This window comes from Mycobacterium sp. NGS66, from assembly GCF_059812225.1.
Window position 1 is genome coordinate 127,505 of record NZ_JCALCG010000012.1, and the last position, 26,610, is coordinate 154,114.

Below are 26,610 nucleotides of genomic sequence, written 5' to 3' on the forward strand. Positions count from 1 at the left end.
TATTGCGCAGCCCGGGCTTGCGTGCTGTGCTTAGGCGACCGCCAGTTGACACCTGTCAAGACGCTGAAGGGGACGAAAATGGCTGACACCGCATCCGTCGGTCTCAAGGTTCGCGACAAGGTGGTGGTGATCACCGGCGGCGCCCGGGGCATCGGATTGGCCACCGCAACCGCGCTGCACAAGCTGGGCGCCAAGGTTGCGATTGGCGACATCGACGAGGCGACGGTGAAAGAGTCCGGCGCCGCGCTTGGCCTCGACGTTTACGGCAAACTCGATGTCACCGACCGGGATTCGTTCTCCGACTTCCTGGACCAGGTAGAGCGTCAACTCGGCCCGATCGATGTGCTGGTCAACAACGCCGGCATCATGCCGGTGGGCCGGATCGTCGACGAGCCGGACACGGTCACCCGTCGCATTCTGGACATCAACGTCTTTGGCGTGATCCTGGGCAGCAAGCTGGCGGTGCAGCGGATGATCCCCCGCGGACGAGGGCACGTCATCAACGTCGCTTCGCTGGCCGGGGAGATCTACGCTGCGGGGCTGGCCACCTACTGCGCCAGCAAGCACGCCGTCGTCGCGTTCACCGACTCGGCGCGGCTGGAGTACCGCAAGGCCGGAATTAAGTTCTCGATGGTGTCGCCGTCGTTCGTCAACACCGAACTGATCTCGGGCACCCACGGCGCCCGGGGCTTCCGGAACGCCGAGCCCGCAGAAATCGCCGACGCGATCGTCGGGCTCATTGCCCGCCCGAAACCGCGCGTGCGGGTCACCAGGGCGGCCGGCGCGATGGTCGCGTCGCAGTACTTCATGCCGCGCGTGGTTCGCGAAGGACTCAACCGCATCCTCGGCGGCGAGCATGTCTTCACCGATGACGTCGACGTCGAGAAGCGCAAAGCCTACGAAGCCCGGGCTCGCGGCGAAGAGTGAGCATCGCTGACCAAGGCGTTTACCGGCGCACGGAACAATCGGGCAAATGAGCCCAGAAAGCCCTGCCATCGCACCTGTCCTTTCCGACGACCAACTGGCCCTGATCGACGCGTATTGGCGCGCGGCCAACTATCTTTCGGTCGGCCAGATCTACCTGCTGGACAACCCGCTGCTGACCGAGCCGCTATCGGCCGAGCACGTCAAACCCCGGCTGCTGGGACATTGGGGCACGACGCCCGGGCTCAATCTCATTTATGCGCACCTGAACCGGATCATTCGCGACCGCGACGCCAACGTCATCTATGTCACCGGCCCCGGTCACGGCGGCCCCGGGCTGGTCGCCAACGCCTATCTCGAAGGCACCTACAGCGAGGTGTACACCGGGATCGGCGAGAACACCGACGGCATGCGGCGACTGTTCCGCCAGTTCTCCTTCCCCGGCGGCATTCCCAGCCACGTCGCCGCCCAGACACCGGGGTCCATCCACGAGGGCGGTGAACTCGGATACGCGCTGGTGCATGCCTACGGCGCGGCTTTCGACAACCCCGATCTCGTGGTCGCCTGCGTGGTCGGTGACGGCGAGGCTGAGACCGGACCGCTGGCCGCCGGCTGGCACTCGAACAAGTTCCTCAACCCGGCCGTCGACGGGGCGGTGTTGCCGATCCTGCACCTCAACGGGTACAAGATCGCCAACCCGACCGTGCTGGCCCGCATCCCGCACCCCGAACTCGAAGCGCTGTTGCGCGGGTATGGTTACCGGCCCATCGTGGTCGCCGGAGATCAGCCAGCTGACGTCCATCAGCAGCTGGCCGCCGCCTTGGACGACGCGTTCGACGACATCGCGGCCATTCAGGCGGCGGCACGTGGCTCGGGTGAGACCGCGCGGCCGGTGTGGCCGATGATCGTGCTGCGCACGCCGAAGGGCTGGACCGGGCCGAAAGAGGTGGACGGCCAGCGGGTCGAAGGCACCTGGCGCTCGCACCAGGTCCCGCTGGCCGAGACGCACGAAAACCCCAAACACCGTGCGCAACTGGAAGAGTGGCTGCGCAGTTACCGCCCCGAGGAGTTGTTCGACGAGCACGGCACGCTGCGGCCCGAGCTGAAAGACGCTGCGCCAAGCGGTGATCGGCGGATGAGCGCCAACCCGCACGCCAATGGCGGCCTGTTGCTGCGCGACCTGGACCTGCCGGATTTCCGCGCCTATGCGGTAGACGTGCCGGAACCGGCCGCCACCACCCACGAGGCCACCCGCGTGCTGGGGGCTTTCCTGCGCGACGTCATCACCCGCAACCCCGACAACTTCCGGCTGATGGGTCCCGACGAGACGGCCTCCAACCGGCTGTCGGCGGTGTTCGAGTCGACGGGCAAGGTGTGGCTCTCGGAGACCGGACCGGACGATGATCATCTCTCCCCCGACGGCCGGGTGATGGAGGTGCTGTCCGAGCACCTGTGCCAGGGCTGGCTGGAGGGCTATCTGCTGACCGGCCGCCACGGGCTGTTCAACTGCTACGAGGCGTTCGTGCACATCGTCGACTCGATGTTCAACCAGCACGCGAAATGGTTGTCCACCTGCCTCGAGCTGCCCTGGCGGCGGCCGATCGCGTCGCTGAACTACCTGCTGAGCTCGCACGTGTGGCGTCAGGACCACAACGGCGCGTCCCATCAGGATCCCGGCTTCATCGACCTGGTCGCCAACAAGCGCGCCGAAATTGTGCGGGTCTATCTGCCGCCGGACGGCAACACACTGCTGTCCGTGGCCGACCACTGCCTGCGCAGCCGCGATTACGTCAACGTGATCGTCGCCGGCAAGCAACCCGCGCTGGCCTACCTGCCGATGGACGACGCGATTGCGCACTGCACCCGGGGACTGGGCATCTGGCCATGGGCCAGCACCGCCACGGAGGAGCCCGACGTGGTGCTGGCCTGCGCCGGGGACATCCCAACACTGGAGACGCTTGCGGCCGCCGACATCCTGCGACGGGAACTGCCCGAGCTGCAGGTGCGGGTGATCAACGTCGTCGACCTGATGCGTCTGCAGCCGCAGTCCGAGCATCCACATGGGTTGCCGGACAGGGAATTTGATGCGTTGTTCACCACCGACAAGCCGGTGATCTTCGCCTACCACGGCTACCCCTGGCTGATCCACCGGCTCACCTACAGCCGCAGCAATCATGCGCACATCCACGTCCGTGGGTTCAAAGAGCGGGGTACGACGACGACGCCGTTCGACATGGTGATGCTCAACGACCTCGACCGATTCCATCTCGTGATGGACGTCATCGACCGGGTGGACGGGCTGGGCAGCCGGGCCGCCGTATTGCGTCAGCGCATGGCCGACGCAAGGCTGGCGGCGCGACGTTACACCCGTGAGCATGGTGAAGACGACCCGCAGATAGCAGGGTGGACCTGGGAGTCGAGCGAGCGGAACGGAACGAAGTGAGTGACGGGAGCGAGACGACCCATCGGACCTGGGAGTCGAGCGAGTGACGGTGGCAAAGGTGTTGTCGGTCAACGTGGCCCGGGCTCGGGAAAACCCCGACCCGCGCGCCATGTCGAAGGTCACCGGGATCGACAAACGCCCGGTCACCGAACCGGTCACGGTCCGCGACCCCGGCCCGATGCACGGTGGCCTGGGCAGCGGACTCGTCGGCGACACCATCGGCAACCCGAAATATCATGGCGGAGACGACCAGGCCGTCTACGCATACGCCCGCGAAGACCTCGACGCCTGGGAAACCACCCTCGAGCGCACGCTCGCGCACGGAAACTTCGGTGAGAATTTGACCACCGTGGGCGTCGACGTCACCGGAGCGCGGATCGGTGAACGCTGGCGGGTCGGCACCGACGGACTGCTGCTGGAAGTCTCGGCGCCCCGGACGCCGTGCCGGACGTTCGTCGCCTTCCTGAATTTGAACCACTGGATCAAAACGTTCACCCAGGCCGGGAAGCCTGGCGCCTACTTGCGGGTGATCGAGCCAGGAACGGTGCGTGCCGGCGACATGATCACCGTCGTCCACCGGCCCGATCACGATGTGACCATCGGATTGGTCTTTCGCGCCCGCATGTCGGAACCCGAACTGCTTCCGCAGCTGCTGCTGGCCGACGCGCTATCCGCCGAGCTCAAGGCCTATGCGCGGCGTCGCCTTGCGCCCAACGAAAGCTGAACCCGAGCCGCCCGCGGGTAAACTTCACCGCAATGCCTGATCATGTCCTGCAACAAGCCCCGGCTCTGCCGCAGCCGAACCGGCTCCGGCTCCACGTCGACATCGCCGTTGTGGTGCTGGTGCTGGTTCTGACGAACCTGGTCGCGCACTGCACCACACCGTGGGCGAGCGTCGCCACGGTCCCTGCGGCCGCGCTCGGCTTGGTGGCCCTGGTTCGGTGGCGGGGTCTGGACTGGGCCGAACTCGGCCTGGGACGAGGGCACTGGAGATCAGGCTTGGGTTACGCGTTGGCCGCCGTGACAGTCGTGCTGTCGGTGATCGCCGTCGGAGTGCTGTTGCCGATGACTCGGCCGTTGTTCATGAACCACCACTACGCGACGATTTCGGGCGCGCTGATTGCGTCGATGGTCATCATTCCGCTGCAGACGGTGATCCCGGAGGAACTGGCGTTTCGCGGTGTACTGCATGGCGCGCTGAACCGGGCCTGGGGATTTCGCGGCGTGGCGGTGCTGGGCTCGCTGCTGTTCGGTCTGTGGCATGTCGCCACGTCGCTGGGTTTGACGAGCAGCAACGTGGGCTTCACCCGGCTGTTCGGCGGCGGAATCATGGGCATGCTGGCGGGGGTGACGTTGGCCGTAATCGCTACGGGCGCTGCCGGATTCGTCTTCAGCTGGTTGCGACGGCGCAGCGGGAGCCTGATTGCGCCGATCGCGCTGCATTGGTCGCTGAACGGCATCGGCGCTTTGGCGGCGGCGCTGGTCTGGCACCTGTCTACCTGAGTCAGGCTGTTACACCATCAACACCGCCGCCCCGGCGATGCGCCCGGAGCTGAGGTCGGTCAGCGCCTGATCGGCTTGTGCGAGCGGGTATTCCGGCGTGGTGACCTCGATGTGATGCTGCCCGGCGAAGTCGAGGAATGCCCGTGCGTCGGCCCGGGTGTTGGATGTGACCGACCGGATCTGGCGCTCCTGAAACAGGTGATGCTGATAGTTCAGGGCCGGAATGTCGGACAGGTGGATCCCCGCGATCGCCAGGGTGCCGCCGCGATCGAGTGCCTGCATCGCGGGCAGCACCAGATCTCCGACCGGAGCGAACAGAATCGCGGCATCCAGCGGCACCGGTGGCGGATCGGCGGCGCCTTGGGCCGACGTCGCGCCCAGCTTCAGCGCGAGCTCGCGCGCGGCGGCCCCGCGGGTCATCACGTGAACCTCGGCGCCTTGCGCCAACGCGACCTGCGCGGTGATATGGGCGCTGCCGCCGAAGCCGTAGATACCCAGCCGGCCGCCGGGCGGCAGTTCGGCGCGCAGCAACGAGCGGTACCCGATAATGCCGGCGCACAACAACGGCGCCAGCTCGCTGTCGCTGTAGCCGCTCGGTAGGTGATGGGCGAAAGACGCTGGGACCGTGGCGAATTCAGCGTATCCGCCGTCGGCGTCCCAGCCGGTATAGCGGGACTCCGGGCACAGGTTCTCGTCGCCGCGCCGACAGTACTTGCAATCTCCACAGGTGTGGCGCAACCAGGCGATGCCCACCCGATCTCCCACGCTGAAGTCGTCGCCGGCTTCAGCGCCCAGCTCGACCACCTCCCCCACCACTTCATGGCCGGGGGTCACCCGCTCGCGATGCACCGGCAGATCGCCCTCGGCGACGTGCAGGTCGGTGCGGCACACCCCACACGCGCGGACCGCGACCAGCAACTCGGACGGGCCCGGACGTGGTAGCGGAGCGGTTACCTGCTCGAGTGGGTGGGTGTCCATCGGGCCGGGCCGACGCACCTGCCACGCGCTCATCGTCGTCGTGGTCACCTAAATCATGATGCAGCTATCTGGCCGCTCCGTCGAACCGCTACAGCCCCAACACATTAAGCGACTAACGTCTGCGCACCATGCCGACGATCGAGAGCAGAATGACCGAGCCCAGCAGCGCAGTGAAAAAGGTAAACCACTTGCGCCCGTGCTCGACATCGACATGCAGCCAGTTGAGCAGCATTCCTCCGATGAATCCGCCGACGACGCCGATGACGATGTTCAACAGAATGCCCGCGCCGCCGCCCTTGACTATCTTGCCCGCGACCAGCCAGCGATCCCGCCGATGATGATGTAAGCGACCCAACTCACTGCCGTTGGGGGCGCCAAGGCCAAGTAGTGGGTCGTTGCGTTCATGCGCGGTCTCCTTGCGATCGCCGGCCAAGTTGACAAGTCCGGCAGCGCGACGGCGCGCATTTGTACGGCGGCGCGCCGAAGTCGGCGCGCATTTGCGCACTCTCGCGACTACCTGTGCTGAGGTCTACAAGGTTCTGGTGCGGGACGTGACGGCCTTGTAGATGAGCAACAGGATCACTGCGCCGACCAGCGCGCCCCAGAACGAATGGTGGATCGGAGGCGTGAGCTTGAACTCGTGCGGGGGAAAGACCAGGCTTCCCAGCGTGCCGCCGACATACCCCCCGACGATGCCGAGCAACGCGGTTGCGATCCAGCCCATCGCCTGCCTGCCGGGCACGATGGCTCGTGCAATCAGGCCGACGATGAGACCCAGGATGATCATCCAAATGACGTGCCAGACCACGACGAGCTCCTTCGGGTTGACTGACGAAAAAGACTCCGAAGGTATACCCGTTGCAGGTCACGTCAATCCGCTACCAAGCGTTCGTCAGGCCGGCAGTGTTCGCTGCGCGGGTGGCTGAGGAGCAGTGACCTCGCCGGCGGGAGCCGGGGCGGGCGCCTGCGAGGGCGACGCCGGTGCACCCGGCGCCGGCGTCGGCGACTCGGCCGGAGGAGCGCCCGGCGCGGCGGGAGCCGGTGCCGCCGGTGCAGGTGCTGCGGGAGCCGGTGCTGCCGGTGCAGGTGCTGCCGGTGCCGGTGCCGCTGGTGCGGGCGCTGCGGGAGCCGGAGCTGCCGGGGCGGGAGCTGCCGGTGCCGGTGCCGCCGGTGCAGGTGCTGCGGGCGGAGCCGCCGCAGGCGCTCCCAGGGGCCGGATCGACTCGGTCAGCGCCTTGGCAGCGTTCTTGTCCACCGGGTCATTCGCCGTCCCCAGCCACACCACGAACCACCGTTGGGGCGGCGCAGCGTTGGACGTGTTGGCTGCCGGCGATCCGATGACGCCGGTCCAGATCTGGCCATTGGGCTTCGCCGGGTCGGCGAATTTGACCTCGTAGTACGACGCGCTGCCGGTTACCCCATTGGCGTTGAGCGGAACGGTTTCCTGGTTGATCCGGGTGCCGGGGTAGGGCATGAAGAACTCACCCATATCGGAGCCCAGCCGGACTGCGGCCTTGGGGTTGGTGGCCTCGGCGCTGGCGTACAGCTTTTGATCCAGTCGCCCCAGCACGATGCGGGTGTCGTTGGCTACTGGCGGCGGCTGTCCTGGGGAGGGCGGCTGCCCGATGGTCTTGCTCAGCAGTGCCGAACCGTAGTCGAGGTGGGAAGCGTCGGACTCGACCCAGCCTGGCGGCAGCACGAAGCTGAAGCCGCCGACGGCGTTTTCGATCCGGCCGGCGTTCGGGTCGGCTGCCGGGGTGGGCTCGGTCGGCGCGGGCTGGCCCTCCGGCACGGGCGTCGTGCCCGGATTCGCTGGGGGCGTACCGGGGTTCGCCGGGGGCGCGGCGGTCGGGCTCGCCGGGGGCGGGGCGGTCGGGCTTGCCGGGGGCGATGGTGGGGGCTCCGGGTCGGCGTTCGAGACCGCGGGCAATGCGATGGTGATGGCGCTGGCGCTGCTCACCGTGGCGATTGCCAGGGCCGCCCACAGCCCTTTGCGACGTGTCGTGTTCTGGTCCACCTGATCCATGGCGACGAACCTACCGTGTTACGGCTGTGACGCAAGGAACCACCACTGACGTTGCGGCGCGGTTTTCCCGAAGTTGCCAATACGCAATCTGCGACGGAGCGACGCCCTATCGATGGGCGGGCCCACCCGGAGCGGCATGCAACGTCACCTCGTGAGCTTTGATGCTGAACCACACCCGCTGGCCCGGCGTCAATCGCAGCTCCGCGGCGGCGTCGGCGGTGATTTCGGCGGCCAGCCCCGGTGCGCCGTCGGGCTGCTCCTGACCGCGCACCAACACGGCGGATCCGCGGGCGTCCAGTTCTGCCACGGTCACTTCGACGGCATTGCGCGGGCTGCCGTGGGGTCGGTCTGGATACACCGCTACCGCGGTCGGCGGGAACACCGCTATGGCGTTTTGGCCGTCGGTGAGCTCCTCGAATCGCCTGTCGGGCAAGGGAGTCGGGTTGCCATAGAGGCGTACGCCGGATCGGGCGCGCAGCGAGCCGTCGGGACCGACCGTGCCGTTCACCAGGTTGACACCCGCCACGCGGGCCCCGAAGTGGCTGCGCGGCCTGGCCAGTACCTCGGCGACCGGGCCGATCTCGGCGATTTGGCCGCACTCGAGCACCAGCACCCGGTCGGCCAGTGTCAATACATCCAGCAAGTCGTGAGTCACCAGGACTACCGGGCAGTGGCTTTGGCTTACGACGGTACGCAGCACCGCTCGGATGGCCGCTGCCGCGGCAACGTCGAGGCTGTTCAGCGGCTCGTCGAGCAGGAGCACCTCGGGCTCGGCCGCCAACGCCCGCGCGATCGCGACCCGCTGCGCCTGACCGCCGGACAGCTGTCGCGGCTTGCGGTCGGCGAACTGCTCGGCGTCCACTTCACCTAGCCACCGCAGCGCTTTCCACGCGTGCTGCCGCGCGCGCCCCAAGCCGAACATCCGGAATATGCCGTCGCGGCTGCGCGGTCCGAAGGCCACATTGGCCGCCACGCTCAGGTGGGGAAACAGCAACGGTTTCTGCAGCAGCAGCCCGACCCGGCGGTCGTGCGTTGACACGTTGACCCCGGCCTCGGTGTCGGTCAGCACCCGCTCCCCGAGGCGCACCAGGCCCATGTCGGGGCGAACCAGCCCGGCAATCACGTGCAGGACGGTGGACTTGCCCGCGCCGTTGGGGCCGAGCACGGCCAGCACCTCACCTTTGGCCACCGAGAAGGACACATCCAGCCGGCGCTCTGCCACGACGGCACGAAGCTGCAATTCGCTCATCTGCCGCTACCTCGCGTCGGTCCCGGTCAGCCGACGGGTTCCCAGACCCAGCACCACCACGCCCGCCACCACCACGAGCAGCATGGACAATGCCACCGCGGCGTCGGCATCCGTCACGCGCTGCAGGTAGATCTCCAGCGGCAGGGTGCGAGTGACACCCTGGCGGGACCCGGCGAACGTCAGCGTTGCGCCGAACTCGCCGAGCGAGCGGGCAAACGCCAGCACCGCTCCGGAGGCCATGCCCGGAAGCAGCAGCGGCAGGGTGACCCGCCACCACACCGTGCTGGGCCGTGCTCCCAGCGTCGCCGCCACCACCTCGTAGTCCGCGCCAGCCGTACGGGCGGCCCCCTCGAGCGAAATCACCAGAAACGGCAATGAGACGAACGTCTGTGCCAACACCACCGCCGTCGTGCTGAAGGCGATGCTGATACCCGCAGCTTCGAGGTACTGCCCGAGCAGACCGAACCGGCCGAATGCGTAGAGCAACGCAATGCCGCCGACCACCGGGGGCAGCACCAGGGGCAGCAGGATCAGCGGACGCAGTAGCCGCACCACCCGCGCGTTGCCCCGCGCCAGCACCAGGGCCATCGGCACGCCCAGCAGCACGCAGAGCACCGTGCTTGCGGCGGCGGTCTTGAGGCTCAGGTACAGCGCCGTCGCAGACGACGTGCTGGTGATCAAAGACCAGAAGTGCAGCCAGTCAACCTTGATCGCGACCGCCAGCAGCGGCAGCAGCACGAACCCGGTCCCGGCGGCGGCGGGCAGGTATACCCACCGGGGCAGATCCGTCGGCCGGTGCATGGCTGACCGTCAGGGCTTGGCTTGCGGTTTCTGAAAGCCGAACTGGGCCAACACTTTCTGGCCCGCCTCGGAGGTCACCATGGCGAGGAACTTCTGGGCCAGTGCGGGTTGGGGCGCCTTCTTGAGCAGTGCGATCGGATAGATGTTGATCGCCCCGGCCGCCTCGGCGAAGTTGACGGTCGCGACCTTGCCCGTGGCGCTGCGTGCGTCGGTGACGTAGACCAGCCCGGCGTCGGCCTGTCCGGTGGTCACCTTGTTGAGCACATCGGTCACGCTGAGTTCCTCGCTGACCGGATCAAGGCGCACCCCGGTGGAGCCTTCGATGCGACGGGTGGCCGCCCCGCAGGGCACCGGCTGCTGGCAGATCACCACGCGCAGACCCGGCTTGGCCAGATCGGCGAAGGAGCTGACCCGTTGCGGGTTGTCCGGTGCGGTGACGATGACCAAGGTGTTGGACGCGAAGTCGCGCGGATCGCCGCTCAGCAACCCGTTCTTGGCGACCTTGTCCATCTGCGCGGTGTCGGCCGATGCGAAAACGTCGGCGGTCGCGCCTTGCGTCAAGCGGGTCGCCAGCTCCGAAGAGCCGGCGAAGTCGAATTCGACGCTGTTGCCCGGATTGTCGGTTTTGAACTGCTGCCCGAGCTGGGTGAACGCGGGCTTCAGCGACGCCGCCGCAAACACCATGACCGAGGACTGCGACTTCGCGCCGCATGCCAGCAAACCGGCCACCAGCACCGTCGACACCAATCCGGCCAGGACCCCGATCGGACGCATTGGCCAAACCTATCTCCCATCTATCCGGTGCCAGGACTGACCACCGAATAGTTATGCAATTCGCCCGCGCGTCGCCAGGGTGGGGAGTTTCGCCAAAGAGCTACTGTCCAGTAACATTGGCCGGAGTCGACGCACAACACGCTGAGATCCCAGGCAATGCAGTTCCAGGGGCGCTCTGGTCCAGGCGGCCGGCCGCCGTCGGAACCACATTCGCCGAAGCAATAGCCGAGGGCCTGGGTTCAACGTTGAACACAAGGAGGTCACGGCAGTGGAGGTGCTGGTCACCGGAGGCGACACCGATCTAGGGCGGGTAGTCGCCGAAGGCTTTCGCGAGGACGGCCACAGAGTGGTCCTCGTCGGCGCGCGCCGTGGCGACCTCGAGGTCGTCGCCAAAGAACTAGACGTGGACGCGATCGTCTGCGACACCATGGACCACAGCAGCCTCGCCGAGGTGCGCGGGCTGTTCCCGCATCACCTGGACACCATCGTCAATGTGCCCGCACCCCGCTGGGAAGCGGGCGATCCGCGCACCTATTCGTTGGCGGACACCGCCAACGCCTGGCGCCACGCGCTGGATGCCGTCGTGCTCTCGGCGGTGCTGACGGTGCAGACCGTCGGCGACCACCTGCGCTCCGGTGGCTCCATCATCAGCGTGGTGCCGGAAAACCCGCCGCCGGGCAGCGTGGATGCCGCGATCAAGGCGACGCTGGCCAGCTGGGTTGCCGGGCAGGCAGAGGTTTATGGCACCCGTGGCATCACCGTCAACGCCGTCGCATGCGGGCGCAGCGTCCAGCCGGGGTACGACGGCCTCTCGCACACCCCGCCGTCCGTCGCCGCGGAGATCGCTCGGCTGGCGCGGTTCCTCACGACGTCCGCGGCTCGCCACATCACCGGCCAGACGCTGCACGTCAGCCACGGCGCGCTGGCTCAATTCGCCTGAGCCCAAAAGCCTGATCGAAGCTACGGTTGACACCGTGGCGATCAGGCTTGGATTTCAAATTCCCAACTTCTCCTACGGCACTGGCGTGGAGAAGCTATTCCCGACGGTCATCGCGCAGGCTCAAGAAGCCGAACAAGCCGGCTACGACTCGCTTTTCGTGATGGACCACTTCTATCAACTGCCCATGCTGGGCCCGCCGGACGCACCGATGCTCGAGGCGTACACCGCCTTGGGCGCGCTGGCCACCGCGACCGAACGTGTGCAACTGGGCACGTTGGTCACCGGCAACACCTACCGCAACCCGACCCTGCTGGCCAAGATCATCACGACGTTGGACGTGGTGAGCGGCGGCCGCGCGATCCTGGGCATCGGCGCCGGATGGTACGAGCTCGAACACCGCCAGCTCGGCTTCGAATTCGGCACATTCACCGACCGGTTCCAGCGGCTCGACGAGGCGCTGCAGATCTTGATCCCGATGATCAAGGGCGAGCGGCCCACCTTCTCCGGAAACTGGTACCACACCGAGTCGGCGACGGCAGAGCCGCGATACCGCGACCGCATCCCGATCATGATCGGTGGTGGCGGCGAGAAGAAGACGTTCGCGATCGCCGCCCGTCGCGCCGACCACCTCAACATCATCGCCGGACTCGACGAACTGCCGCGCAAGGTAGACGCGATCAAGGCACGCTGCGACGAGGCCGGCCGAGACCCGGCGACACTCGATACCAGCCTGATGCTGACGGTGGTGCTGGACGGGAAATTCGATCCCGAGAAGCCCAACCCCCGCTTGGTGGCCGGTAGCCCGGCTCAGATCGCCGATCAGGTACAGGCGCGAATCCTCGACGTCGGCGTCGGCGGGGCGATCGTCAACATTCCCAACGGGCATGTCCCCGGCGTCATCACCACCGTTGCCGAGGCGCTGCGCCCGCTGTTCGGGATGTAGCGGAGCGCACTCGGGCGGGCGGTCTGTGGCTGATTACACAGGCTGGGGCGTGGGTATCACGACGCCGGCTTGACTACCCTTGGCTGCGGAGTAGCTAACTGCAGCAAAACGCCGATGGAGCCCCGTCAGGAGCAGCCGAATATGAGTGCCCAGCAAGAAGTCCCAGCTGCTCCTAACCGTCGGCATCAGGTCGTGATCATCGGGTCAGGCTTCGGCGGGCTCAACGCGGCAAAGAAACTCAAGCGCGCCGACGTCGACATCAAGCTCATCGCGCGCACCACGCACCACCTGTTCCAGCCGTTGCTGTACCAGGTGGCCACCGGGATCATCTCGGAAGGGGAAATCGCCCCGCCCACCCGGGTGGTGCTGCGCAAGCAGCGCAACGTCCAGGTGCTGCTGGGCAACGTGACCCATATCGACCTGGCCAACCAGCGCGTCATCTCCGAGTTGCTCGGCCACACCTACGAAACCCCCTACGACACCCTGATCGTCGCCGCCGGCGCCGGCCAGTCCTACTTCGGCAACGACCACTTCGCCGAGTTCGCGCCCGGCATGAAATCGATCGACGACGCCCTGGAGCTGCGCGGGCGCATCTTGAGCGCCTTCGAACAGGCGGAACGGTCAAACGATCCGGAACGACGCAAGAAGCTGTTGACCTTCACCGTCGTCGGGGCGGGACCGACCGGTGTCGAAATGGCCGGGCAGATAGCCGAATTGGCCGAACACACGTTGAAGGGCGCGTTTCGGCACATCGATTCGACGAAGGCGCGGGTCATCCTGCTGGACGCTGCTCCCGCCGTGTTGCCGCCGATGGGTGAAAAGCTGGGTCAGCGGGCCGCCGCGCGGCTGGAGAAGATGGGCGTGGAGATCCAGCTGGGCGCCATGGTCACCGACGTGGACCGCAACGGCATCACCGTCCGGGATTCCGACGGCACCGAACGGCGCATCGAGTCGGCCTGCAAGGTGTGGTCCGCCGGGGTCCAGGCCAGCCGGCTGGGCCGCGACCTCGCCGAGCAGTCCGCGGTGGAACTCGACCGGGCCGGCCGGGTTCAGGTACTGCCCGACCTGTCCATTCCCGGCTACCCCAACGTCTTCGTGGTCGGCGATATGGCCGCCGTGGAAGGCGTCCCCGGGGTCGCGCAGGGTGCGATTCAGGGCGCCAAGTACGTCGCGACCACCATCAAGGCCGAGCTGGCCGGCGCCGACCCCACCCAGCGTGAGCCCTTCCAGTACTTCGACAAGGGTTCGATGGCCACGGTTTCGCGGTTCTCCGCGGTGGCCAAGATCGGCCCGCTGGAGTTCAGCGGCTTCCTCGCCTGGCTGATCTGGCTGGTCCTGCACCTGGTGTACCTGATCGGATTCAAGACCAAGATCACCACGCTGCTGTCCTGGACGGTGACCTTCCTGAGCACTCGCCGCGGTCAGCTGACCATCACCGAGCAGCAGGCTTTCGCCAGAACACGCCTCGAACAGCTGGCCGAGCTGGCCGCCGAGGCGCACGGCGCGGCGACCGCCACCAAGGTCGCCAGCTGACCGACGCTCGTCAGCGCGGCTCGAGGTTCTGCAGCCGAACCTGACCGCGGGCCACCGTCCGGTCACTGTCGTCGCTGATGGTGACCAACCACAGCTGTTGGCGCCGGCCCCGATGGATCGGTTCGGCTGCCCCGTACACCATGCCCGAGCCGATGGACCGCAAGAAATCCGTGTTGTTGTTGACACCCACCACGTTTCCGCCGCCGTTCTGCGCCGAATTGAGCCAGGTGAAGGCGGCCACGCTGGCCATGCTCTCGATCATCGAGCAGTAAACGCCGCCATGGACCAAGCCCATCGGCTGTAGCAGTTTGGGTGTGACCTCGAGCTGCGCGCGGGCGCTGTCGGGGGTGAGCTCGGTGAACTGCAGTCCCAACACCGCATCGAACGGCGCGGTGAAGTTCTCCGGGAGGGTCACGTCGGACGACACGTTCACGTGTCTACACCATGGCCGGACGGAGTTCGGTGGGGGCCGGATCAGCTCCCGCAACAGGCAAGGCCCCGTGCAACCAAGGCACGGGGCCCGCCGATCGAGTAGACCGGGGGTCACTGCAGCCCTCAGGACTCTGCCGCGGTCATTGTTCGCTCGACGGCATTCAGCATAGGGAAGGCTGCCCTAATTTCGCAAGGGTTTGGGAAACGAGTCTCGCCAGCTGCGGGAACGCGTGGTGGGTGTTACGAGGGTCACATCTTCATCCGTAATAGTCGGTTTACCAGTGCCTCAAGCGGGTCAACGGTCTCATGCGAGGCGATCAACCGGCTTCGCATACGACGACCGGTAGTAAGCGGGAGTAGGCTTATTGGACGTCTGATGGAGAATGAACGAACTATGGCCAAGCTGACTCGGCTGGGTGACCTGGAACGCACGGTCATGGATCATTTGTGGTCCACCCCGGAGCCCCAAACCGTTCGCCAGGTGCACGAAGCGCTGTCCGCGCGACGTGACCTCGCCTACACCACCGTGATGACGGTGCTGCAACGGTTGGCCAAGAAGAATCTGGTCTCCCAGATCCGCGACGACCGGGCGCACCGGTACGCACCCGTGCACGGTCGCGACGAGCTGGTCGCCGGGCTGATGGTCGACGCGCTGGCCCAGGCCGAGGACTCCGGAGACAGACAAGCCGCGCTCGTGCACTTCGTCGAGCGGGTCGGCGCCGACGAGGCCGACGCGCTTCGTCGCGCGCTCGCGGAACTGGAAGCAAACCAACGCACCATGCCATCTGGGCCATCCTCTGGCGTGACGGCGGAGGACTGAGGGAGACTAGCAGCGTGTCAGCGCTGGCCTTCACCATCCTTGCGGTGCTGCTGGTCGGTCCGACACCGGCCCTGGTAGCCCGCTCCAAGTGGCCGCTGCGCGCTCCACGAGCCGCCATGGTGCTGTGGCAGGCGATCGCCCTGGCGGCGGTGCTTTCGGCATTCAGCGCCGGCATCGCGATCGCCACCCGCCTCTTGATGCCCGGTCCCGACGGACGGCCGACGGCCAGCATCCTCGGCGCCGAGGCCCGGTTGGGCTGGCCGTTGTGGGCGGCGTACATCGCCGTCTTTGCGCTGACCGTGCTGGTCGGAGTGCGATTGATGGTCGCAGTGGTGCGCGTGGCGATCGCCACCCGGCGGCGCAGGGCCCACCATCGGATGGTGGTCGACCTGGTCGGGGTGGGGCACGATGCGGCCCTCAACCAACCGTGCGCCCGCACCCGCGACCTGCGCGTCCTGGACGTCTCCCAACCACTCGCCTACTGTCTGCCCGGCGTACGCAGCCGCGTTGTGGTCACCGAAGGGGCGCTGAACACGCTCAACAGCGCGGAGATGGCGGCCATCCTCACCCACGAGCGTGCGCATCTGCGCGCCCGTCACGACCTGGTTCTGGAAGCGTTCACCGCGGTGCACGCCGCGTTCCCGCGGCTGGTCCGCAGCTCGACGGCACTCGACTCGGTGCGACTGCTGGCCGAATTGCTGGCCGACGACGCCGCCGTGCGCGCGGCCGGACGCACTCCCCTGGCCCGGGCGCTGGTCGCCTGCGCGTCGGGCCGGGCGCCGTCGGGTGCGCTGGCCGCCGGTGGTCCCAGCACGGTCCTGCGGGTGCGCCGGCTCTCCGGGCGGGGCAACAGCCTGGCGCTGTCCATCGCCGCGTACCTGGCGGCGGCGGCGGTCCTGGTAGTGCCCACCGTCGCGCTGGCGGTGCCGTGGCTGACCGAGCTGCAGCGCCTGTTCGCGGCCTAGGGCCGATGTCCCGGCAAACACGTTGCGGCGCCAGCCGTCTGCTGTGTCACAGTGGTCGGACTAGGGTTCGCCACAGAGCTTGACCCGAATTCCTGCGACCGGAGAGGCGAGAATATGAGTTCGTCGGGATCGAAGACGGGAACCGCGCAGATCGGTGTCACCGGCCTGGCCGTGATGGGCTCGAACATCGCCCGCAACTTCGCCCGCCACGGATACACCGTGGCGCTGCACAACCGGTCCGTCGCCAAGACCGACGCGCTGCTCGAAGAGCACGGCGACGAGGGCGAATTCGTGCGCTCGGAGAGCATCGAGGAGTTTCTGGACGCCCTGGAGAAGCCGCGTCGGGTGCTGATCATGGTCAAGGCCGGCGACCCTACCGACGCCGTGATCGACCAGCTCGCCGACGCCATGGAAGAAGGCGACATCATCATCGACGGCGGCAACGCCCTCTACACCGACACCATCCGCCGCGAGAAGGCGATGCGTGAGCGCGGGCTGCACTTCGTCGGCGCCGGGATCTCGGGCGGCGAGGAAGGGGCGCTCAACGGCCCGTCGATCATGCCCGGCGGGCCGGCCGAGTCGTACAAATCGCTGGGACCCCTGCTCGAGGAGATCTCCGCGCACGTCGACGGCGTGCCGTGCTGCACCCACATCGGTCCCGACGGCGCCGGGCACTTCGTCAAGATGGTCCACAACGGCATCGAATACTCCGACATGCAGCTCATCGGAGAGGCATACCAGTTGCTGCGCGACGGCCTGAGCCTGAGTGCGCCGCAGATCGCCGACGTGTTCGACGAGTGGAACAAGGGCGACCTGGACAGCTTCCTGGTCGAGATCACCGCACAGGTGCTGCGCCAGACCGACGCCAGGACCGGAAAGCCACTTGTCGACGTCATCCTCGACGAGGCCGAGCAGAAGGGCACGGGCCGCTGGACGGTGAAGTCGGCGCTGGACCTCGGTGTGCCCGTCACCGGCATCGCCGAGGCGGTGTTCGCCCGCGCGCTGTCCGGCTCGGTGGCCCAACGCAAGGCCACCACCGGCCTGGCCTCCGGCAAGTTGGGCGAAAAACCAAGCGACACAACACAGTTCGTGGAGGACGTCCGTCAGGCCCTGTACGCGTCGAAGATCATCGCCTACGCGCAGGGCTTCAACCAGATACAGGCCGGCAGCGCCGAGTACGACTGGGGTATCACGCCGGGTAACCTGGCCACGATCTGGCGAGGTGGCTGCATCATCCGCGCCAAATTCCTCAACCGCATCAAGGAGGCCTACGACTCCGATCCCGACCTGGCGACGTTGATCGTGGCACCCTACTTCCGCAGCGCGATCGAATCGGCCGTCGACGGCTGGCGCCGGGTGGTGGTGACAGCGACGCAGCTGGGTATCCCGATTCCGGGCTTCTCGTCGGCGCTGTCGTACTACGACGCGTTGCGCACCGAACGCCTGCCGGCCGCGCTCACCCAGGGCCTGCGCGACTTTTTCGGCGCACACACCTACGGCCGCATCGACGAGGACCCGAGCAAGAAGTTCCACACCCTGTGGAGCGGAGACCGCAGCGAAGTACCTGCCTAGCGAGTTGCATTAGACGATGAGGTTCCTCGACGGGCATCGGCCCGGGTATGACCTGACCTACGACGACGTCTTCATCATGCCGAACCGCTCGGACGTCGCGTCGCGGTTCGATGTGGACCTGTCCACCGTCGACGGCTCGGGCACCACCATTCCGCTGGTGGTTGCCAACATGACCGCGGTCGCCGGCCGGCGGATGGCCGAAACGGTGGCGCGCCGCGGCGGCATCGTGATCCTGCCGCAAGACCTTCCGATCGACGCGGTGCAGCAGACGGTGGACTTTGTCAAGAGCCGCGACCTGGTGCTGGACACTCCGGTGACGCTCACTCCCGACGACTCGGTGTCGGACGCCCTGGCGCTGATCCACAAGCGTGCCCATGGCGTGGCCGTGGTGGTCTTCGAGGGCCGTCCGATCGGTTTGGTGCGGGAAGCGTCGTGCGTGGGCGTGGACCGCTTCGCCCGCGTCCGCGACGTCGCCGTGAGCGACTTCGTGACGGCCCCGGCGGGCACCGAGCCGCGCAAGGTCTTCGACCTGCTCGAGCACGCGCCGATCGACGTCGCCGTGCTGACCGGCGCCGACGGCACGCTGGCCGGGGTGCTGACCCGCATGGGAGCCATTCGCACCGGCATCTACACCCCCGCCACCGACGCCCGGGGCCGGCTGCGGATCGGCGCTGCCGTCGGCATCAACGGCGACGTGGGCGCCAAGGCCCGCGCCCTCGCTGAAGCCGGCGTCGACGTGTTGGTCATCGACACCGCCCACGGCCACCAGGTCAAGACCCTGGAAGCGATCAAGGCGGTCTCGTCACTGGACCTCGGGGTGCCGCTGGCGGCGGGCAACGTGGTGTCGGCCGACGGGGTTCGGGATCTGCTCGGCGCCGGGGCCAGCATCGTGAAGGTCGGCGTCGGTCCGGGCGCCATGTGCACCACCCGGATGATGACCGCGGTCGGACGGCCGCAATTCTCCGCCGTGCTCGAATGTGCTTCTGCGGCAAGGCAACTCGGCGGTCACGTCTGGGCCGACGGCGGGATCCGGCACCCGCGGGATGTGGCGCTGGCGCTGGCCGCCGGGGCGTCGAACGTGATGATCGGCTCGTGGTTCGCCGGCACTTACGAGTCCCCCGGGGACCTGATGCGCGACCGGGACGACCAGCCGTACAAGGAGAGCTACGGCATGGCGTCCAAGCGTGCCGTGGTAGCCCGCACCGCCGCCGACAGCAACTTCGACCGGGCCCGCAAGGCGCTGTTCGAGGAGGGCATCTCGACGTCGCGGATGGGACTGGACCCCGATCGCGGCGGCGTCGAGGACCTGATCGACCACATCACCTCCGGCGTGCGCAGCACCTGCACTTACGTCGGCGCGGCAACGCTGGCCGAACTGCACGAGCGGGCCGTGGTTGGGATACAGTCGGCGGCCGGCTTCGCCGAGGGCCATCCATTGCCCACGGGGTGGTGACTGAAGGGGCGTGAATATCTCGCTCATCGTGGCCACGGTGTCGGCCATCGTGGTGCTGATCTTCGGCACCGCGGTGTTCGTCGCGGCCGAATTCTCGCTGACCGCGCTGGACCGCAGTGTGGTCGAGGCCAACGCCCGCAGCGGCCGCCGTCGCGACCGTTTCATCCAGCGCGCTCAGCACCAGCTCTCGTTTCAGCTGTCCGGCGCCCAGCTGGGCATCTCGATCACCACGCTGGTGACCGGCTACCTGACCCAACCGCTGGTCGACAAGCTGCCGTACCCGCCGCTGGCGTCGATCGGGATATCCGACGGTCTGGCCGACGGGCTCACCACGGCCGTGGCGTTGGTGGTCGTCACATCGGTGTCGATGGTGTTCGGCGAGCTGGTGCCCAAGTACCTCGCGATCGCGCGCCCATTGCGAACCGCCCGCGCGGTGGTGGGCCCGCAGTTGGTGTTCTCGCTGCTGTTCACCCCGGCCATCCGGTTGACGAATGGGGTGGCGAACTGGGTGGTGCGGAAGCTGGGCATCGAGCCGGCCGAGGAACTGCGGTCGGCCCGCTCGCCGCAGGAGCTGCTGTCTTTGGTGCAGACCTCGGCGCGCACCGGGGCGCTGGACCCCGCTACCGCATCGCTGGTGCGGCGGTCGCTGCAGTTCGGCGCCCTGACCGCCGAGGAATTGATGACCCCGCGATCGAAGATCGTGTCGCTGCAGACCGATGACACCATCACCGACCTGGTGGCGGCCGCCGCGACGTCGGGCTTCTCGCGTTTCCCGATCATCGACCGCGACCTCGACGAGACCGTCGGCATCGTGCACGTCAAGCAGGTTTTCGAGGTGGCCCCCGCCGACCGCGGACGCACGCTGGCGACCACCGTGGCGAAGCCGGTCACGGTGGTGCCCTCCACGCTGGACGGCGACGCGGTGATGGCGCGCATCCGCGCCGACAGCCTGCAGACCGCGCTGGTTGTCGACGAGTACGGCGGCACCGCGGGCATGGTGACCATCGAGGACCTGATCGAAGAGATCGTCGGTGACGTTCGTGACGAACACGACGACGCGACACCGGACGTGGTGGCGTCGGGCAACGGTTGGCGGGTATCGGGCCTGCTCCGCATCGACGAGGTGGCCGCCGCGATCGGGTATCGGGCGCCGGACGGGCCCTACGAGACCATCGGCGGGCTGGTGCTGCGCGAGCTCGGTCACATCCCCCGTGCCGGTGAAACCGTCGAGCTGCCGGCGTTGGACGCGGACGGTCTGTCGGACGACTCGGTGCGCTGGCGGGCGACGGTGGTGCGGATGGAGGGTCGCCGGATCGACCTGCTCCAGCTGACCGAACTGGCCCGTCAAGCAGGCACTCACCCAACCGGCTCGGGGCCGCGGCAATGATCCACGACGGGCTCAAGGTGTTGGCGGCCATCCTGTTGATCGCTGCGAACGCTTTCTTCGTCGGGGCGGAGTTCTCGCTCATCTCGGCCCGTCGCGACCGCCTCGAGGCGCTGGCCGAGCAGGGCCGGTCTCGTGCGGTCACGGTGATCCGGGCCGGTGAACAGCTGTCGGCGATGCTGGCAGGGGCCCAGTTGGGGGTCACGGTGGCATCGATCCTGCTCGGCCGGATAGGTGAGTCGGCTACCGCTGATCTGCTGCGCAGGGCGCTCGGTGTCACCGCCATGCATCCGGCGCTGGTGCACACCGTGTCGTTCGCAGTCGCGCTGGCCCTGGTGGTGACGCTGCATGTGCTGCTCGGCGAGATGGTGCCGAAGAACATCGCGCTGGCCGGTCCGGAGCGAACGGCGATGCTGTTGGTCCCGCCGTATCTGCTGTACGTGCGCGCTGCCCGGCCGTTGATCGTGTTCTACAACAAGTGCGCCAACGCGGTGCTGCGTGGACTGGGGATCGCACCCAAAGACGAGCTGGACATCGCGGTGTCCACCGTCGAGCTGTCCGAGATGATCGCGGAATCGGTCTCCGAAGGCCTACTGGATCAAGAGGAGCACACCCGGCTGAGTCGGGCTTTGCAGATACCGACCAGGGTGGTCGCCGACGTCGCGCGTCCAATCGCCGAGGTGCGGGCGGTGCCGGTGGCGCGGCCGGGCGGTGGCCCGACGGTCGGTGCGATCGAGCAGGCCCTCGATCAAACCGGCTACTCCCGGTTTCCGGTTGTCGGCACCGGCGGCGAGTTCCTGGGATATCTGCACATCAAGGACGTGCTGACGCTCGGCGACGATCCGCAGACAGTCGTCGATCTGGCGCTGGTGCGCCCGCTGCCGCGGGTTCGGGGGTCACTGCCGCTGGTCGACGGGTTGTCGCGGATGCGCCGCAACAACAGTCATCTGGCGCTGGTGATCGACGATGGCGGGGACGTGGTCGCCATGGTGGCGATGGAGGACCTGGTGGAGGAGCTGGTCGGTACCATGCGCGAAGGGACATCCTGAGCTCACCCGTCCTGGCTGCTGGGCGGTGTGCCCGTATGATCTGTGCGGCTGGGGCTGGCGGAAACTAGCGTCCCATCCGTTGCCAACAGACGATTCGCATGCCGCGGCGGCGCCGGTGCAGCCGCCGGCCGCGGTTTGACCTGCTACCGCAGTTGCCCGTATACGCTCGTCAGGCTGCCGCTCGGTAGGCTGGCGGAGTGCTCACTGGGCGTCCAGTTCGAGCGCTGACAGGGCTGTGTGTGAAGGAGAACCATGACTGAACGCGTGTCGGCGGGCAACTTGCGCGTCGCCAGGGTGCTCTACGACTTCGTGAACAACGAGGCCCTGCCTGGCACCGGTATCGACCCGGACAGCTTCTGGGCGGGCGTCGACAAGGTCGTCACCGACCTGACACCGCAGAACCAGGATTTGCTGAACCGGCGCGACGAGTTGCAGGCGCAAATCGACAAGTGGCACCGCCACCGGGTGATCGAGCCGATCGATGCGCAGGCCTACCGGGAATTCCTCGTCGAAATCGGCTACTTGCAGCCCGAGCCCGATGATTTCACCATCACCACGTCCGGCGTGGACGACGAGATCACCAAGACGGCCGGCCCGCAGCTGGTCGTTCCCGTCCTCAACGCCCGCTTCGCGCTGAACGCGGCCAACGCGCGCTGGGGATCTCTCTACGACGCGCTCTACGGCACCGACGTCATCCCGGAAAGCGACGGCGCGGAAAAGGGCACCAGCTACAACAAGGTCCGCGGCGACAAGGTGATCGCCTACGCGCGTAAGTTCCTCGACGGCGCGGTGCCGCTGGCGTCGGGCTCGTGGGCCGACGCGACGGGGCTGAGCATCGAGGACGGCCAGCTGCAGATCGCCATCGGTTCGGAGTCCACCGGCCTGGCCAGCCCGGAGCAGTTCGCCGGCTACAGCGGCGAGCTCGGCTCGCCCAGCTGGTCGGTGCTGCTGGTCAACCACGGTTTGCACATCGAGATCCAGATCGACCCGGAGTCGCCGGTGGGCAAGACCGACGCGGCCGGCATCAAGGACGTGATCCTCGAGTCGGCGGTCACCACGATCATGGACTTCGAGGACTCGGTGACCGCCGTCGACGCCGACGACAAGGTGCTGGGGTATCGCAATTGGCTCGGTCTGAACAAGGGCGACCTCGCCGAGAACGTCAACAAGGACGGCAAGACCTTCACCCGCGTCCTCAATGCGGACCGCACCTACACCACCCCCGACGGCGGGGAGCTGACCCTACCCGGACGCAGCCTGTTGTTCGTCCGCAATGTCGGGCACCTGATGACCAACGACGCCATCGTCGACAGCGACGGCAACGAGGTTTTCGAGGGCATCATGGACGCGCTGTTCACCGGGGTGACGGCGATCCACGGGCTCAAGACCGGCGACGTGAACGGGCCGCTGGCCAACAGCCGCACCGGATCCATCTACATCGTCAAGCCCAAGATGCACGGACCCGACGAAGTGGCGTTCACCTGCGAGCTGTTCAGCCGCGTGGAGGATGTGCTGGGATTGCCGCAGGGCACCCTGAAGGTCGGCATCATGGACGAGGAGCGCCGCACCACCGTCAACCTCAAGGCGTGCATCAAGGCCGCCGCCGACCGTGTCGTGTTCATCAACACCGGGTTTCTGGATCGCACCGGCGACGAGATACACACCTCCATGGAGGCCGGCCCGATGATCCGCAAGGGGGCGATGAAGAACAGCACCTGGATCAAGGCCTACGAAGACGCGAACGTCGATGTCGGTCTGGCCGCAGGCTTCTCGGGCAAGGCGCAGATCGGCAAGGGCATGTGGGCGATGACCGAGCTGATGGCCGACATGGTCGAGCAGAAGATCGCCCAGCCGAAGGCCGGCGCCACCACCGCGTGGGTGCCGTCGCCCACGGCGGCCACCTTGCACGCCATGCACTACCACCAGGTGGACGTGTTCGCGGTGCAGAAGGAGCTCGAGGGCCAGACCCGCACCACGATCGACGAGTTGCTGACGATTCCGCTGGCCAAGGAACTCGCCTGGGCTCCGGAAGAAATCCGCGAAGAGGTCGACAACAACTGTCAGTCCATCCTCGGCTACGTGGTGCGCTGGGTGGAGCAGGGCGTCGGCTGCTCGAAGGTGCCCGACATCCACAACACCGCGCTGATGGAAGACCGTGCCACGCTGCGGATCTCCAGCCAGTTGCTGGCCAACTGGCTGCGGCACGGTGTCATCACCAGGGAGGACGTGCGGGCCAGCCTGGAGCGCATGGCGCCGTTGGTCGACAAGCAAAACGCCGGCGACCCGGCGTATCGCCCGATGGCGCCCAACTTCGACGACAGCCTCGCGTTCCTGGCCGCGCAGGACCTGATCCTGACCGGCGGGCAGCAGCCCAACGGCTACACCGAGCCGATCCTGCATCGCCGTCGTCGCGAATTCAAAGCGCGCGCCCGGTGACGATGCGGGCCGCTCGCGGCCCGCAGGCCCGCAGGAAACTGCCGGCTCGGTTTCCCGTTGGCCGACGGAAACATTAGGACCGATTCGAGGGAAAGGACGCAGACACCGCCATGGGTAGGCACAGCTTGCCGGACCCCGAGGATTCCCCTGCCGAGTCGTCTGAGGAATCCTTTGCGGATACTGCGTACCCGGAGGACGAAGCAGATTACGGTCGACATGGCGGCCAGGAGCCGGATCCCGGCTATCCGCAAGACGTTTGGTCCGACGACGACGAATGGCCCGATGAGTACCAGGATTCGGGCTGGGAATCCGATGAGGCCGACGACGAGTCCGTGCCCGCCGCGCGGCCCGGCCGAGCCGACGAGTACCCGGACTTCCCGCCGCGGCCCACGAGCACTGGCGCGGCCGCAGCCGACCCGTCGATTCCCCCACCGCCGGTCTACGCCGCCGGCCACCGAGGCGGCGGCGAATGGCGAGGCGGCCACCGCAGCGGCCGCGGTGGCCGGGGCGTCAGCATCGGCGTCATCGTGGCCCTCATTGCGGTGGTCGCGGTGGTCGGGGTGTGGATCCTGTGGAAGTTCATCGGCGATGCGCTTTCGCACCGCTCGCAGAACGCGGCGGCACGTTGTATGGGGGGAAAGGAGACGGTCGCCGTCGTCGCCGACCCGACGATCGCCGATCAGGTGCGTGAGCTGGCCAACGGTTACAACTCGTCGGCCGGGCCGGTCGGAGATCGCTGCGTTTCGGTGGACGTCAAACCGGCCGGCTCCGACGCGGTGCTGGGCGGTTTCAGCGGCAAATGGCCTGCCGAGTTGGGTGATCAGCCGGCCTTGTGGATCCCCAGCAGCTCGGTCTCCGCGGCACGCCTCAGCGCGGCGTCGAAACAGAAGATCGTCAGCGACAGCCACTCTCTGGCGACGTCGCCGGTGCTGCTGGCGGTCCGTCCCGAATTGCAGCAGGCCCTTGCCAGTCAGAACTGGGCGGCGTTGCCCGGACTGCAAACCAACCCGAACTCGCTGGCCGGGCTCAATCTGCCGGCCTGGGGATCGTTGCGGCTGGCCTTACCCGTTAACGGTAACGGCGACACCGCCGTGCTGGCCGGAGAGGCGGTGGCCGCCGCATCCGCACCAGCCGGTGCGCCGCCAACTCAGGGCATCGGCGCGGCGCGCACGCTGATTGCCGGCCAACCCAAACTGCCCGACAATTCACTCGGCGCCGCGATGAACGCGCTGCTGGGGTCGGGTGACGCGGCGACCGCCCCAGTGCACGCGGTGGCCACCACTGAGCAGCAGCTGTTCCAGCGCGGCCAGTCATTGCCGGATGCCAAGGGCAAGTTGAGCTCGTGGCTGCCGCCGGGCCCGGTCGCTGTCGCCGACTATCCCGCCGTGCTGATCACCGGGTCGTGGCTGTCGCACGAACAGACCGAGGCCGCCAGCGCCTTTGCCCGATTCATGGAAAAACCCGAACAGCTGGCCAAGCTGGCCAAGGCCGGATTCCGGGTCAATGGGGTGAAACCGCCGAGCAGCCCGGTCACCAGCTTTCCCACGTTGCCCCCGGCGCTCTCGGTGGGCGACGAGGCGCAGCGTGTCACGCTCGCCAACGGACTGAGCTCACCGTCGGCCGCGGTGGCGGCGACCATCATGCTCGATCAGTCGTTGCCCACCGACGACGGCGGCAAGACCCGGCTGGCCAACGTGGTGGCGGCGCTCAACGAAAGAATCAAGGCGATGCCGTCGACCTCGGTGGTGGGACTGTGGACCTTCGACGGTCACGAGGGCCGGTCCGAGGTGCCGACCGGACCGCTGGACGACCCTGTCAACGGGCAGCCTCGCTCGGCCGCGCTGACGGCCGCGCTGAACAAGCAGTATTCGTCCAACGGCGGTGCAGTGTCGTTCACCACGCTGCGCCTGATCTATCAGGAGATGCTGGCCAATTACCGTGCCGGGCAAACGAATTCAATACTGGTGATCACCGCCGGGCCGCATACCGACCAAACGCTGGACGGGCCGGGCCTGCAGGATTTCATTCGCAAGGCCGCCGATCAGGCCCGCCCAATCGCGGTCAACGTCATCGACTTCGGCGCCGACCCGGACCGGGCGACCTGGGAAGCCGTCGCACAGCTCAGCGGCGGCGGCTACCGCAACCTCCCGACGTCGGCATCCCCCGACCTCGCCGCGGCAATCAGCACGTTCCTGGGCTGACTTCAGCTGGCGAATTCGGCCGCTCGGTGTACTCATGGCGTTGAGAGTGAAGCTAGGGCTTTGGCTGTGAAGCCACGGCTTTGGCTGTGAAGCCACGGCGGGATCCCAGCGATTTTCCCGCCCTCCTTTCACTCGCGACGCCAACGATTCACACCCAACGCCAACGTTTCCCACTCAGCGAGGA

The 26,610-nt window shown here is 67.3% G+C and carries 22 protein-coding genes and 1 pseudogene; 15 read left to right on the top strand and 8 right to left on the bottom strand.

The window, feature by feature from the left end; all coding sequences use genetic code 11:
* Positions 1-78 precede the first annotated feature (78 nt).
* Genes AC5Y2L_RS20780 through AC5Y2L_RS20795 form a run of 4 tightly spaced genes read left to right on the top strand, consistent with a single transcriptional unit; the run spans position 79 to position 4,870 of the window.
* A complete protein-coding gene (locus AC5Y2L_RS20780) occupies positions 79-927 on the top strand; it encodes an SDR family oxidoreductase (protein WP_499937716.1) in 849 nt (282 codons plus the stop codon).
* A gap of 46 nt (positions 928-973) precedes the next feature.
* Complete coding sequence (locus AC5Y2L_RS20785) at positions 974-3,367, top strand: phosphoketolase family protein (protein ID WP_499937718.1); 2,394 nt, start codon at positions 974-976, stop codon at positions 3,365-3,367.
* Between the two features lie 58 nt (positions 3,368-3,425).
* A complete protein-coding gene (locus tag AC5Y2L_RS20790; RefSeq protein WP_499937833.1) occupies positions 3,426-4,091 on the top strand; it encodes an MOSC domain-containing protein in 666 nt (221 codons plus the stop codon).
* A 32-nt stretch (positions 4,092-4,123) separates the two neighbouring features.
* Complete coding sequence (locus AC5Y2L_RS20795; protein ID WP_499937720.1) at positions 4,124-4,870, top strand: CPBP family intramembrane glutamic endopeptidase; 747 nt, start codon at positions 4,124-4,126, stop codon at positions 4,868-4,870.
* A gap of 9 nt (positions 4,871-4,879) precedes the next feature.
* Here the strand turns inward: AC5Y2L_RS20795 and AC5Y2L_RS20800 are convergent, their stop codons facing one another.
* The 7 genes and pseudogenes from AC5Y2L_RS20800 to modA all read right to left on the bottom strand — a co-directional run bounded on the left by AC5Y2L_RS20800 (position 4,880) and on the right by modA (position 10,698).
* Positions 4,880-5,881, bottom strand: a complete 1,002-nt coding sequence (locus tag AC5Y2L_RS20800; RefSeq protein ID WP_499937835.1) for a zinc-binding alcohol dehydrogenase family protein — start codon at positions 5,879-5,881, stop codon at positions 4,880-4,882.
* 79 nt (positions 5,882-5,960) lie between these two features.
* Positions 5,961-6,253 (bottom strand): annotated as a pseudogene (locus AC5Y2L_RS20805) (GlsB/YeaQ/YmgE family stress response membrane protein).
* 124 nt (positions 6,254-6,377) lie between these two features.
* The gene (locus tag AC5Y2L_RS20810; protein WP_499937721.1) at positions 6,378-6,656 is read right to left on the bottom strand and encodes a GlsB/YeaQ/YmgE family stress response membrane protein; all 279 of its coding nucleotides are present in this window, start codon (positions 6,654-6,656) and stop codon (positions 6,378-6,380) included.
* Positions 6,657-6,740: 84 nt separating this feature from the next.
* Entirely contained in the window at positions 6,741-7,874 is a 1,134-nt protein-coding gene (locus AC5Y2L_RS20815) for an alanine and proline-rich secreted protein Apa (protein WP_499937723.1), read from the bottom strand.
* Positions 7,875-7,980: 106 nt separating this feature from the next.
* Positions 7,981-9,123 carry a sulfate/molybdate ABC transporter ATP-binding protein gene (locus tag AC5Y2L_RS20820; RefSeq protein ID WP_499937725.1) on the bottom strand — a complete coding sequence of 381 codons (1,143 nt, stop codon included), beginning with the start codon at positions 9,121-9,123 and terminating at the stop codon, positions 7,981-7,983.
* A 6-nt stretch (positions 9,124-9,129) separates the two neighbouring features.
* The gene (locus AC5Y2L_RS20825) at positions 9,130-9,924 is read right to left on the bottom strand and encodes an ABC transporter permease (RefSeq protein WP_499937727.1); all 795 of its coding nucleotides are present in this window, start codon (positions 9,922-9,924) and stop codon (positions 9,130-9,132) included.
* Between the two features lie 9 nt (positions 9,925-9,933).
* Positions 9,934-10,698, bottom strand: a complete 765-nt coding sequence (gene modA / locus AC5Y2L_RS20830) for a molybdate ABC transporter substrate-binding protein (RefSeq protein ID WP_499937728.1) — start codon at positions 10,696-10,698, stop codon at positions 9,934-9,936.
* A gap of 268 nt (positions 10,699-10,966) precedes the next feature.
* Here modA and AC5Y2L_RS20835 point away from each other — a divergent pair, with 268 nt between their 5' ends.
* From AC5Y2L_RS20835 to AC5Y2L_RS20845, 3 genes are all read left to right on the top strand, one after another.
* The gene (locus tag AC5Y2L_RS20835; protein ID WP_499937729.1) at positions 10,967-11,638 is read left to right on the top strand and encodes an SDR family oxidoreductase; all 672 of its coding nucleotides are present in this window, start codon (positions 10,967-10,969) and stop codon (positions 11,636-11,638) included.
* A 34-nt stretch (positions 11,639-11,672) separates the two neighbouring features.
* Entirely contained in the window at positions 11,673-12,581 is a 909-nt protein-coding gene (locus tag AC5Y2L_RS20840; RefSeq protein ID WP_499937731.1) for an LLM class F420-dependent oxidoreductase, read from the top strand.
* A gap of 141 nt (positions 12,582-12,722) precedes the next feature.
* Entirely contained in the window at positions 12,723-14,114 is a 1,392-nt protein-coding gene (locus AC5Y2L_RS20845; protein ID WP_499937733.1) for an NAD(P)/FAD-dependent oxidoreductase, read from the top strand.
* 10 nt (positions 14,115-14,124) lie between these two features.
* Here the strand turns inward: AC5Y2L_RS20845 and AC5Y2L_RS20850 are convergent, their stop codons facing one another.
* Positions 14,125-14,547 (bottom strand): PaaI family thioesterase, encoded by a 423-nt coding sequence (locus AC5Y2L_RS20850; RefSeq protein WP_499937735.1) that lies wholly within the window; start codon positions 14,545-14,547, stop codon positions 14,125-14,127.
* 393 nt (positions 14,548-14,940) lie between these two features.
* Here AC5Y2L_RS20850 and AC5Y2L_RS20855 point away from each other — a divergent pair, with 393 nt between their 5' ends.
* From AC5Y2L_RS20855 to AC5Y2L_RS20890, 8 genes are all read left to right on the top strand, one after another.
* A complete protein-coding gene (locus tag AC5Y2L_RS20855; RefSeq protein ID WP_499937736.1) occupies positions 14,941-15,366 on the top strand; it encodes a BlaI/MecI/CopY family transcriptional regulator in 426 nt (141 codons plus the stop codon).
* 14 nt (positions 15,367-15,380) lie between these two features.
* On the top strand, positions 15,381-16,331 hold the full coding sequence (locus AC5Y2L_RS20860) for a M56 family metallopeptidase (RefSeq protein WP_499937737.1): 951 nt from the start codon (positions 15,381-15,383) through the stop codon (positions 16,329-16,331).
* A gap of 114 nt (positions 16,332-16,445) precedes the next feature.
* On the top strand, positions 16,446-17,903 hold the full coding sequence (gene gnd, locus AC5Y2L_RS20865; protein WP_499937738.1) for an NADP-dependent phosphogluconate dehydrogenase: 1,458 nt from the start codon (positions 16,446-16,448) through the stop codon (positions 17,901-17,903).
* Between the two features lie 16 nt (positions 17,904-17,919).
* Positions 17,920-19,356 carry a GuaB1 family IMP dehydrogenase-related protein gene (locus AC5Y2L_RS20870; RefSeq protein WP_499937740.1) on the top strand — a complete coding sequence of 479 codons (1,437 nt, stop codon included), beginning with the start codon at positions 17,920-17,922 and terminating at the stop codon, positions 19,354-19,356.
* A gap of 10 nt (positions 19,357-19,366) precedes the next feature.
* Entirely contained in the window at positions 19,367-20,743 is a 1,377-nt protein-coding gene (locus AC5Y2L_RS20875; RefSeq protein WP_499937741.1) for a hemolysin family protein, read from the top strand.
* The gene (locus AC5Y2L_RS20880; RefSeq protein ID WP_499937743.1) at positions 20,740-21,789 is read left to right on the top strand and encodes a hemolysin family protein; all 1,050 of its coding nucleotides are present in this window, start codon (positions 20,740-20,742) and stop codon (positions 21,787-21,789) included. The genes AC5Y2L_RS20875 and AC5Y2L_RS20880 overlap by 4 nt, the downstream gene beginning before the upstream one ends.
* A 252-nt stretch (positions 21,790-22,041) precedes the next feature.
* Positions 22,042-24,225 carry a malate synthase G gene (locus AC5Y2L_RS20885; protein ID WP_499937744.1) on the top strand — a complete coding sequence of 728 codons (2,184 nt, stop codon included), beginning with the start codon at positions 22,042-22,044 and terminating at the stop codon, positions 24,223-24,225.
* Positions 24,226-24,335: 110 nt separating this feature from the next.
* On the top strand, positions 24,336-26,426 hold the full coding sequence (locus AC5Y2L_RS20890) for a substrate-binding domain-containing protein (RefSeq protein ID WP_499937745.1): 2,091 nt from the start codon (positions 24,336-24,338) through the stop codon (positions 26,424-26,426).
* Positions 26,427-26,610 lie beyond the last annotated feature (184 nt).

Coding starts and splice junctions, on each gene's coding strand:
- AC5Y2L_RS20780 (WP_499937716.1), top strand. CDS start 79: ATGGCTGACACCGCATCCGTCGGTCTCAAGGTTCGCGACAAGGTGGTG.
- AC5Y2L_RS20785 (WP_499937718.1), top strand. CDS start 974: ATGAGCCCAGAAAGCCCTGCCATCGCACCTGTCCTTTCCGACGACCAA.
- AC5Y2L_RS20795 (WP_499937720.1), top strand. CDS start 4,124: ATGCCTGATCATGTCCTGCAACAAGCCCCGGCTCTGCCGCAGCCGAAC.
- AC5Y2L_RS20800 (WP_499937835.1), bottom strand. CDS start 5,881: ATGAGCGCGTGGCAGGTGCGTCGGCCCGGCCCGATGGACACCCACCCA.
- AC5Y2L_RS20815 (WP_499937723.1), bottom strand. CDS start 7,874: ATGGATCAGGTGGACCAGAACACGACACGTCGCAAAGGGCTGTGGGCG.
- AC5Y2L_RS20820 (WP_499937725.1), bottom strand. CDS start 9,123: ATGAGCGAATTGCAGCTTCGTGCCGTCGTGGCAGAGCGCCGGCTGGAT.
- AC5Y2L_RS20825 (WP_499937727.1), bottom strand. CDS start 9,924: ATGCACCGGCCGACGGATCTGCCCCGGTGGGTATACCTGCCCGCCGCC.
- modA (WP_499937728.1), bottom strand. CDS start 10,698: ATGCGTCCGATCGGGGTCCTGGCCGGATTGGTGTCGACGGTGCTGGTG.
- AC5Y2L_RS20845 (WP_499937733.1), top strand. CDS start 12,723: ATGAGTGCCCAGCAAGAAGTCCCAGCTGCTCCTAACCGTCGGCATCAG.
- AC5Y2L_RS20855 (WP_499937736.1), top strand. CDS start 14,941: ATGGCCAAGCTGACTCGGCTGGGTGACCTGGAACGCACGGTCATGGAT.
- gnd (WP_499937738.1), top strand. CDS start 16,446: ATGAGTTCGTCGGGATCGAAGACGGGAACCGCGCAGATCGGTGTCACC.
- AC5Y2L_RS20870 (WP_499937740.1), top strand. CDS start 17,920: ATGAGGTTCCTCGACGGGCATCGGCCCGGGTATGACCTGACCTACGAC.
- AC5Y2L_RS20880 (WP_499937743.1), top strand. CDS start 20,740: ATGATCCACGACGGGCTCAAGGTGTTGGCGGCCATCCTGTTGATCGCT.
- AC5Y2L_RS20885 (WP_499937744.1), top strand. CDS start 22,042: ATGACTGAACGCGTGTCGGCGGGCAACTTGCGCGTCGCCAGGGTGCTC.
- AC5Y2L_RS20890 (WP_499937745.1), top strand. CDS start 24,336: ATGGGTAGGCACAGCTTGCCGGACCCCGAGGATTCCCCTGCCGAGTCG.